Annotated in this window: 9 protein-coding genes; 7 read left to right on the top strand and 2 right to left on the bottom strand. The window is 54.2% G+C overall.

Annotation, left to right across the window (positions count from 1 at the left end; translation table 11 throughout):
• The first annotated feature begins 29 nt into the window (after positions 1-29).
• From hisS to hisG, 3 genes are read left to right on the top strand one after another with little or no spacing between them, the layout of a single operon-like run.
• Positions 30-1,517 (top strand): histidine--tRNA ligase, encoded by a 1,488-nt coding sequence (hisS, locus tag ACPGUT_RS01775; protein ID WP_423988526.1) that lies wholly within the window; start codon positions 30-32, stop codon positions 1,515-1,517.
• Positions 1,514-2,617, top strand: coding sequence for an ATP phosphoribosyltransferase regulatory subunit (locus ACPGUT_RS01780; RefSeq protein WP_423988527.1), 1,104 nt, complete (start codon positions 1,514-1,516; stop codon positions 2,615-2,617). The genes hisS and ACPGUT_RS01780 overlap by 4 nt, the downstream gene beginning before the upstream one ends.
• Entirely contained in the window at positions 2,617-3,309 is a 693-nt protein-coding gene (gene hisG / locus ACPGUT_RS01785; protein WP_423988528.1) for an ATP phosphoribosyltransferase, read from the top strand. The genes ACPGUT_RS01780 and hisG overlap by 1 nt, the downstream gene beginning before the upstream one ends.
• An 82-nt stretch (positions 3,310-3,391) precedes the next feature.
• On the opposite strand, the gene ACPGUT_RS01790 is transcribed toward hisG, so the two are convergent.
• The gene (locus ACPGUT_RS01790) at positions 3,392-3,820 is read right to left on the bottom strand and encodes a DUF1489 family protein (protein ID WP_423988529.1); all 429 of its coding nucleotides are present in this window, start codon (positions 3,818-3,820) and stop codon (positions 3,392-3,394) included.
• Positions 3,821-3,962: 142 nt separating this feature from the next.
• Between ACPGUT_RS01790 and ACPGUT_RS01795 the strand changes: the two genes are divergently transcribed.
• The 4 genes from ACPGUT_RS01795 to ACPGUT_RS01810 all read left to right on the top strand — a co-directional run bounded on the left by ACPGUT_RS01795 (position 3,963) and on the right by ACPGUT_RS01810 (position 8,947).
• Positions 3,963-6,227, top strand: a complete 2,265-nt coding sequence (locus ACPGUT_RS01795; RefSeq protein ID WP_423988530.1) for an adenosylcobalamin-dependent ribonucleoside-diphosphate reductase — start codon at positions 3,963-3,965, stop codon at positions 6,225-6,227.
• A gap of 325 nt (positions 6,228-6,552) precedes the next feature.
• Positions 6,553-7,653: an AAA family ATPase gene (locus tag ACPGUT_RS01800; RefSeq protein WP_423988531.1), complete on the top strand. Its 1,101-nt coding sequence runs from the start codon at positions 6,553-6,555 to the stop codon at positions 7,651-7,653.
• Between the two features lie 9 nt (positions 7,654-7,662).
• Complete coding sequence (locus ACPGUT_RS01805) at positions 7,663-8,595, top strand: metallophosphoesterase (RefSeq protein ID WP_423988532.1); 933 nt, start codon at positions 7,663-7,665, stop codon at positions 8,593-8,595.
• Entirely contained in the window at positions 8,582-8,947 is a 366-nt protein-coding gene (locus tag ACPGUT_RS01810) for a hypothetical protein (protein ID WP_423988533.1), read from the top strand. The genes ACPGUT_RS01805 and ACPGUT_RS01810 overlap by 14 nt, the downstream gene beginning before the upstream one ends.
• Before the next feature lie 215 nt (positions 8,948-9,162).
• On the opposite strand, the gene ACPGUT_RS01815 is transcribed toward ACPGUT_RS01810, so the two are convergent.
• Positions 9,163-9,959: M24 family metallopeptidase (locus ACPGUT_RS01815; protein ID WP_423988534.1), on the bottom strand; the 797-nt coding region annotated here is incomplete at its 5' end.

The following is a 9,959-nucleotide window of genomic DNA, read 5'->3' on the forward strand; positions in this document are numbered from 1 at the left end:
GCGTGAAATATGATCCAAAGGTAAGACCAATGGCCAAAGTTAAGAAATCTCCGCGTCCCAAGGCAGAAACCCCTAAAGGCTTCCGCGACTATTTTGGACATGAGGTGCATGAGCGCAAAGCGATGCTCGATGCGATTGGTTCTGTGTATCATACCTATGGTTTTGACGCGCTGGAAAGTTCAGCTGTGGAAACGGTGGAAGCCTTGGGTAAATTCCTGCCCGATGTGGATCGTCCCAACGAAGGCGTGTTTGCTTGGCAAGAATATGAAGACGACGGCAATGGTGATTGGATGGCTTTGCGTTACGATCTGACCGCCCCTTTGGCCCGCGTCTATGCCCAACACCGCAATGACTTGCCCACGCCTTATCGTCGTTTCGCGATGGGCCCCGTCTGGCGCAATGAAAAACCCGGCCCAGGCCGTTTCCGCCAGTTCTATCAATGCGACGCAGACACTGTGGGCGCGCCTTCTGTGGCAGCGGACGCCGAAATCTGTGCAATGCTTGCAGATGTTCTAGAAGCGGTGGGCATCAACCGCGGTGACTATATCGTGCGCGTGAACAACCGTAAGGTTCTGAACGGTGTGCTTGAAATCATGGGCCTGTCTGATGATGCGCAACGCAATGACGTGCTGCGCACCATCGATAAGTTTGACAAAGTCGGCGAAACCGGCGTGCGTGAACTGCTGACCGAGGGGCGTAAAGATGCCTCTGGTGCGTTCATTGATGGCGTTGGCCTTGCGGCGGATCAGGCCGACCCTGTGATTGCATTCTTGACATCCAAAGGCGCGACCACGGCTGAAACCCTGGCAAATCTTGCCCAGGCCGTGGGCGAATCTGCCATCGGTGCGGAAGGCATGAAGGAACTGCAACAGATCGCGGATCTGCTGGATGCCCAGGGCTATGGCCCCGATCAGGTAGACATCGATCCTTCCGTCGTGCGTGGCCTTGGCTATTACACAGGTCCAGTGTTTGAAGCCGAACTCACCTTCGACATTCAGGATGAAAAAGGCCGCACGCGTCAGTTCGGCTCTGTCGCGGGTGGTGGTCGTTATGATGATCTGGTGAAACGCTTCACCGGTCAGGCCGTGCCTGCAACCGGTGTTTCCATTGGTGTCGATCGACTGTTGGCGGCCCTGCGCATGAAGGGCCGCGCGGCAACGGCTGGCCCGGGTCCCGTGGTTGTGACCGTGATGGACCGCGACCGCATGGCGGATTATCAGACGATGGTGTCTGATCTGCGCCAAGCTGGCATTCGTGCCGAAGTCTATCTGGGCAACCCGAAAAACTTTGGCAATCAGCTGAAATACGCAGATAAGCGCAACTCACCCGTTGCCGTCATTCAAGGCGCAGACGAAGCCGAACGCGGTGTCGTGCAGATCAAAGACCTGGTTCTGGGGGCAAAAATCGCCGAAAGCGCCACGCTTGAGGAATGGAAAGCCCAGCCGGCGCAACGCGAAATTTCCCGTGCGGATCTGGTAGCTGAGGTGCGCAAAATTCTTGAAGGAAATGCGGGATGACCAACACAAGTGATGGCGCCCTGCGTCTGGCTGCCGAAGCTGCCAGATTGCGCAGCTTTTTTGAAACCTCTGGCGCAACCCCGGTCGAAGCAGACATGCTGCAGCCGGCCGAAGTTCTGCTGGATCTCTACGGCGAAGACATTCGCGCCCGTGCTTATGTGACATCCGACCCTTTGCGCGGTGAATTGATGCTGCGCCCGGATTTCACCGTGCCTGTGGTGCAGATGCATATGAACCACGGGGCAGAACCCGCGCGTTACACCTATTCCGGCAAAGTCTTCCGCCGTCAGGAAGAAGACCTGGGCCGCGCCAGCGAATATCTGCAAGTCGGCTATGAAGTCTTTGATCGCGATGATCCCGCCGGGGCCGATGCCGAAGTCTTTGCATTGTTCAACGGCGTGTTGCGTGGCAAAGGCCTGTCCGCCGTGACCGGTGACATGGGCATTTTGCGCGCTGCAATTGCGGGCCTGTCCGCGTCGGATCGCCGGAAAAACGCATTGCTGCGCCATATCTGGCGTCCGCGTAAATTCCGCAGTCTGCTGGATCGTTATTCCGGGCGTACGGCTTTGCCTGCAACGCGTGCGAAACTTTTGGATCTGATGGAAACCAATTCCATTGATGTTCTGATGGAAAACGCAGGCGCTCAGGTTGGTATCCGGTCCGACGCTGACGTGCGCGCGCGTCTGGCTGTGATCTCTGAAGATGCGCAAGAAGCCCCAATTTCGCGGTCCGAGGCCGAGATGCTGGAAGAAATCCTTTCATTGCGCGCGCCTGCACCCCATGCTCTCAGCACATTGCGTGATATCGCGGTGGATTTGCCGAAGGTGAATGATGCGATCGTTGGGTTGGAAACACGCCTGAACGCGATGGCGCAACGCGGGATTGATGTCGCAAATCTTGATTTTGATGCAAGCCATGGCCGCAGTTCGATGGAATATTATGACGGGTTTGTTTTCAGCTTCCTGAAGCCGGGCCAGCCACCGGTGGCCACGGGGGGGCGCTATGATGCGCTGACACGTGTGCTGGGGCAGGGGCGTTCGATCCCGGCGGTGGGTGGTGTGATCCGCCCGGATCTGTTGCTTGATGCGGAGGGCGTGTGATGACCCTGAAACTTGGTGTGCCGTCAAAGGGACGGCTGATGGAAAAAACATTTTCCTGGTTTGGCAAACGCGGTGTGGAACTGTCGCGCAGCGGATCTGACCGTGAATATGCCGGTGCCGTATCTGGCGTGGAAGGTGTGGAACTTGTTCTGCTCTCCGCCAGTGAAATGCCGCGCGAACTGTCCGCCGGGCGTATCCATCTGGGTGTGACGGGCACGGATCTTGTGCGTGAAAAACTTGCCGCCTGGGAAAGCCAGGTCGAAGAACTTGCACCCATGGGGTTTGGCCAGGCGGATCTGATTATTGCCGTGCCAAAATTCTGGGTTGATGTCGAATCTCTGGAAGATCTCGATGCGGCCTCAGCCGCCTTTCGGGCGGAACATGGGTTTCGTCTGCGCATTGCCACAAAATACCACCGCCTGATCCGTGAGTTTCTGCGTGAACATGGTGTTGCGGATTACCAGCTGGTCGACAGTCAGGGCGCAACTGAAGGTGCGGTAAAAAATGAAACAGCCGAAGTCATCGCGGATATCACATCCACCGGTGAAACCCTGCGTGCCAATCACCTAAAGATTCTGCCGGATGGCTTGGTGCATCGGTCACAGGCAACATTGCTGCGATCTCGCAAGGCAGGCTGGAAGAATGGCGAGAAAGACATTCTGAAGGAATTGACGGCTGTGCTCGGCCTGTAAAAGGTTAAGCCTGCGCGCGCTGTGTATGTATGGTGTATGCATAGCATGTGCATAGATTGTGCATGCCCTGCACAGCGTGTTTTCAGCGCAATCCGATATCTGCCAGCGCGGTTGCAAGATCCGCTGGCAGGTCATCATCTGATGCCCGCGATTTTGGCAGATCAACCGGGGCATCTTCCCCCTTAAGATAACGCCAGCCTTGAAACGCACGGCGCGGGGTAGGGGCGGTTTCTATGATTTCTGGATCCATGATAATTGCGCAACGCCGGATGCCATCTGCACCGATAATTTCATCAAATCGAAGAATCGTCTGGCGTGCCTGAACAACGCCCTTTATGACCCAGTACAGCGAGCCACCAGAGAGAATCTCTGCCTCTCGTTTTGGCCACATGCGCGTCACATGTCGCGTGGGTGTATGCCCGCCGGATGGGCTCTGTGCGGCCCGGGACTGGCGCAAATGATCGACGGAATCGATTCCTACGCATAATTTAAGGATATGTAGATGGCCCATAGATCTGCCTATATATGGTGATTTTTCGCCATGCAATCACTATATTTTGATTTTGCAACGATAAAATTATTGACGCTCTGCGGAAGCACAAGCTATTCAGACACCCTAAAATAACACCCTTTACTGATGTCAGGAAGAAGCGATGAGCCGTTTTGCCGCCCCGATTGCCGAACAAATCTGGGATATGAAATACCGTCTGAAAAATGCTGACGGCACTGCCATTGATGCAAGTGTTGAGGACAGCTGGCGTCGTATTGCGCGGTCACTTGCGGACGTTGAAAAAGACAGCAAATCCTGGGAAGAAAAATTCTACGCTGCCCTGGAAGATTTCAAATTCCTGCCGGCTGGCCGTATTGCTGCGGGCGCGGGCACCGGTCGCGCTGTCACCTTGTTTAACTGCTTTGTTATGGGCACTGTGCCTGACAGCATGGGCGGCATTTTTGACAACCTGAAAGAAGCCGCGCTGACCATGCAGCAAGGCGGCGGAATTGGCTATGATTTCAGTACCATACGCCCCCGCGGCGCCGACGTAAAAGGCGTCGCTGCCGATGCATCCGGCCCGCTTTCTTTCATGGATGTTTGGGACGCAATGTGTCGCACAATCATGTCCGCAGGGTCACGCCGTGGCGCGATGATGGCGACCATGCGGTGCGATCACCCAGACATCGAACATTTCATCACGGCGAAATCTGACGCGGCCCGTCTGCGTATGTTCAACCTGTCGGTTTTGATCACAGATGATTTCATGGAAGCTGTGAAAGCAGATGGCCCGTGGGAATTGAAATTTGATGGAAAGGTCTATCACACTGTAAACGCACGTGATTTGTGGAACCAGATCATGCAGTCAACTTACAGCCAAGCTGAACCAGGCGTGATTTTCATCGACCGTATTAACGCGATGAACAACCTGAACTACTGCGAAGATATCGCATCCACCAACCCGTGTGGTGAACAGCCTCTGCCACCATATGGCGCGTGTTTGCTGGGCTCTATCAACCTTGCGCGTTTGGTTGCAAACCCGTTTGAAAAGAACGCAGATCTGGATGAAGAACAGCTGAGCGAGTTGGTCGCAACAGCCGTGCGCATGATGGACAATGTTGTGGATGCCTCCCGTTTTCCGCTGGAAGCCCAGGCACGTGAAGCAGCAGCAAAACGTCGTATTGGCCTTGGTGTGACCGGCCTTGCGGATGCACTTTTGATGACGGGTCTTGAGTATGGATCAGAGGACGCGGCGCGTCAGACGGAAAGCTGGATGAAACGTATCGCCCGCGCCGCCTATCTGGCCTCAGTGGACCTTGCGAAGGAAAAAGGCGCCTTCCCGCTGTTCGATGCGAACAAATACCTAGCGTCGGGCAATATGATGCAGATGGACGATGATGTACGAGCTGAGATTGCTGAACATGGCATTCGTAACGCCCTGCTGACCTCTATCGCGCCAACCGGCACAATCAGCCTTTACGCGGGCAATGTCAGTTCCGGCATCGAACCTGTGTTTGCTTACAGCTATAAGCGCAAAGTTCTGCAGAAAGATGGGTCGCGTACTGAAGAAGAAGTTGTTGATTACGCAGTGCAAATGTGGCGCGATAAGTTTGGTGATAAAGAATTGCCCGACTATTTCGTGAACGCCCAAACGCTTGCCCCTGCAGCGCATGTACGCATGCAGGCTGCGGCGCAAAAATGGATCGACAGCTCCATTTCTAAAACCATCAACTGCCCGGAAGACATCAACTTTGATGACTTCAAAGAGGTGTATATGCAGGCTTGGGACAGCGGCTGTAAGGGCTGTACCACCTATCGCCCGAATGATGTGACGGGGTCTGTTTTGTCCGTGTCTGAGGACAGCGAGAAAACACCAGAAGCTGATGAAGGTGCGGATGTTGTATACATTTCTGAGCCTCTGGATCGTCCTCAGTCCTTAGAAGGTCACACCTACAAGCTGAAGTGGCCAGATTCTGAGCACGCAATCTATCTGACCGTGAATGATCTGATTGTTTCCGGTCAGCGTCGCCCGTTCGAAGTGTTTATCAACTCCAAAAATATGGAACACTACGCTTGGACCGTTGCCCTGACACGGATGATCTCTGCGGTCTTCCGTCGTGGCGGTGACGTGAGCTTTGTCGTGGAAGAGTTGAAAGCCGTGTTTGACCCACGTGGTGGCGCATGGATGCAGGGCAAATACGTGCCTTCAATCTTGGCGGCCATTGGTGGCGTGATTGAAACACATCTGATCAGCACAGGCTTTATCGCTGGTGAAGGCATGGGGCTGAAATCTGACCCTCAAGCTGACGTCGTGCAAATCGGCGGCACCCCACGTGGAAAAGCTTGCCCGAGCTGTGGTCAGTTCGACTTGCAGATGGTTGAAGGTTGTATGACCTGCCGCAGCTGTGGCCACAGTAAGTGTGGGTGATTTTACCTGTCGCTGTTGTTGTTGTGAGACACACCATAACTTGGCCATTCAAGGGTGTTTTTTGTCCTCTCGACACACATCAAATGACCACTGGCGAATTGATCGCCAGTGGTTTTGTTTGTTTTCAACGTCTTAGGCGTTTTTTGTTTTTTGGCGCTGAAACCTGACGGCGTATGGCTGTGTTTCAGCCGACCACTTGCAATGGTGGTGCAAAAATTCTCTAAAAAACCCACAGGTTCCGGAACCTTTCATATTCATCAGCCCCGCCAAATGCGGCGGAGGCTATTTGCCGGGCAGATTTTCCTGGCTTTGAAAGGATTCTGTTTTGACTCGTTCCACCACTCTGATCCCCGTCAGCCCCATCAGGTTCATTGGCGAACTACCAAGCGTTCACGTCATTGAAAATCGCCTGCAGATGTTCCTGCGGACACTGCGGGCGTTAAAGCAGGACAACAACCTGACGGCCGTGAAGCTTAACCCCCATAAAATCCCCAACTGGCGCGAATTGATCGAAAAGCCTGACCGCCTCAAGATTGAGCGCCGGGCCTTGCGTTATCTGGAGCTGCTGGGAAACAAATCCGGCATGGCCCATCTGAACTCTGATGCGAAAGCTAAATTGGCCCCATTGCGCGGTGGCCTGCCGGTGTCCCGGATTGAAACGGAACATGAGGCGGATGAAATTGCTGCCGCCCTGCATGCTGAGATGCCCTGGATGGCGCGCGCAACCGAGGAGGTCTGGCATGGTCTGCGGGCCTCGGCCCGGGAGGGCTTGCCGGGGTTGCGGTTCAACCCGCTGGTTCTGGTTGGGCCGCCCGGGATTGGCAAAAGCCATTGGGCGCGGCGCCTGGCACACCATCTGGCGGTGCCTGTCACGACGATTGAAGCCACGGGGGAGCCTGGGTCGTTCTCGCTGGTGGGAACGCAGAAAGGCTGGAGTACGGCTTCATCCGGCAAGCTCATCCATACCGTCTTGTCGGAACGGCACGCCGGGCCACTTGTGATTATTGATGAGGTGGAAAAATCGGGGAATGTGACGTCGGCGCATGGATCCCGCCACACCTTGACAGATGCGCTGTTGCCGCTGCTGGAACGTATGACGGCGCAGGCCTGGGAATGCCCGTATTTCCAGATCAGGTTTGACATGTCCTGGGCGAATTGGGTGATGACCGCGAACAGTCGAAATGGCTTGCCATCGCCGCTGCAAAGTCGATGTGTTGTGCTGGATCTGCCTGGCCTGACGCCGGATCAGCTGCGTGTTTTTGCAGAGATCGAAGGGAAGCGCCGCAGCCTGCCAGCCCCCGCGTTGGGGGCGCTGATGGATGTCTTTGACTGCGGTGCGATCAGAGGTTCGGAGCTGAGCCTGCGCACCGTCAGCCGCATGCTGGACCGCGCCGAGACCCTTTCCAATCGTCCGACATTGAACTGAGATCATACCATGAATTATCAAGACATTCCGTACCATAGCGGTAAAATCGTGGTCCTTGGCGACCTGCACTATGACAGCTTCCGCCGCTTCGCCCTGTGCCCGATCAATATGTGTGCGCTGCAGGATATTATTGAGAATGCTGATGCCCTGATCCTCGCTGGTGATCTGACAAACGGGCCGGCTAAGAACTGGGCGCGTGTGTTCCACTATCTGTCCAAATTTATCCAACCGGAACGGATTTATGCGCTGCCGGGAAACCATGATTATTACGGTGGGCTTCTGAGCGATGATCCTGCTTTGAAGAAAGCGGCAGAGAATGCCGGTGCGCATTTTGTGCAGAAACAGGCGCTGCTGCATGGCGACACGCGGATCTTTTGCTGCACATTGTGGACGGATTTTAATCTGTCCGGCGATGCTTCCATTGCCATGCATGAAGCTGACCGGGGCATGGCGGATTATGATTGGATTGGAGCACCGGTTGATCCCAGAGTATCCTGGGAAGATCTCCCGATCATGTGGCAACAGCGCCGCCTGAAACCGAGAGAAATACTGCGTGTGCATCAGGATCATCGCGCCTGGCTGGATGATAGCCTGGCCAGCCCCCATCCAATCGGAAAGGGTGGTAAGACCGTGGTCGTAACGCATCATGGCCCGCATCCGGCCGCCGCCGGAGAGATCGACACACTTTCGGCCGCCTTTCACTCAGACCTGGATAGCATGATCGAACAGCACCGCCCCGATGTGTGGTTCTTTGCCCATTCCCACCGCAGGATCTGCGCGAAGGTTCATGAAATTGAAATCCGTAATATTTCCATCGGTTATCTGGATGAAGTGATTGACCTGCGCGGTTCTTACCTGCGGGAAAAAAGTGTCTGGAAAAGTCGGCGTGCTGATGCGCGACAGGTCCAAACCTTATATGAGGATACAAATGACCAACGATGAAAACCAAGGTCCTGATATGACAGCTGAGACCAGACAAATGGACATTCTGTCCGACGAAGCCCTTTGCAAAGCCATAGCTGCGATCGTGTCGGAGGCCAGCTTTGAAAGCCAATACAAAGCTGGCACGCAACATAAACCTGAGATCGTAGATCGTCTTGAGGCGATTGAACTTATTCTGGAAAACGCCAGCGGTCTTTACGGCGGAGACAAAGACGCAGCAAAGCGCTTTATCCTGCGCAAACACCTGCTCTTACATAACCGTTCACCGCTGGAAATCATACTGGAAAACCCAGCGCGCGTGGATGCGGTTGCAGCCTTGCTGCTGCGCGCAGGAGCAGGGTTCGCAGTGTAATAACTCAGTGAACTAAGGGCGACGTGAACGGCCCAAAGCCGCTGCTGATGCCAAGCCCGTCTAACGGCAGTTCCCAGCCCGAAGCAGCCGTTGCTGCTAAGTAGTTAAAGCAAAAAGCAGACATTTATCGAGCAGAAATATAAGTTCAACTATCTAGGATAAAATGCTGTTGATGAAGTTACAGCACGCGCCCGGAAACGTTACACTTCTTGAGTTTAAGAGGAACAATCATCAATGACCGAGCTAACTTCTGGCAAACGCGTTAGAACCTTATAGCCGTCTTCTTGCACCAAAACCATTGCCGTAGCTATGGCAGCAAGAGCTTCGTCTCGCATGCGAACCGTCCATAAGTCCGGATCAACCCGCGTTCGAAAGTCACCACTCGAGCCAATGACATGAATGTTTAAAATCATTCCTGCCTCTAGTACGTCTCCACGAGTAGGTGGGCCATACCCAAGAATTTGCGGGGCTTGAATGCGTTCTCGCCCCATTGAATAACCCACAAAATCTCGAATGGGAGCCAAACCAAATGCTTCTAAAGATTGTTGGATTTCGTGAGACACCTCGCCCGTTCTAACTCCGGCCCTAACACGTTTGATAGCGTTCTCCAGAGCGCGCCGACAACCAGAAACAACATTATGTCCTTCTCTCGAGATGCAGCCGACTGGAAAGGTGAAGCCCAAGGAAGCATGCGAAAAATTGGAACTTGCGCTGGTTTGAATTGTAAGAAGATCTCCATTTGAGACTGTTTGACCACTCGGCGGAGAATGCAACAATGCCGGACTGACTGATATTGCAGATACTGCTGGAAAACCTCGGTAGCCCAGCATTGTCGGTATTAGACCATTCGAAACAATCCTTAACCGGATGGCTTCATCTATTTGCCTTGTCGTCATTCCTGGCGTGATCTCGGACACTACGTCATGAACGATCTCAGACAGAATGGTCTTGTCGCGTTTTAGTTCCGGTCTCTTTCGAGCAATGTTTGCTATGAAGGAGATAAAGAATGGCA

The sequence above is a fragment of the Halocynthiibacter sp. genome (assembly GCF_049608145.1).
Lineage (GTDB): Bacteria > Pseudomonadota > Alphaproteobacteria > Rhodobacterales > Rhodobacteraceae > Halocynthiibacter.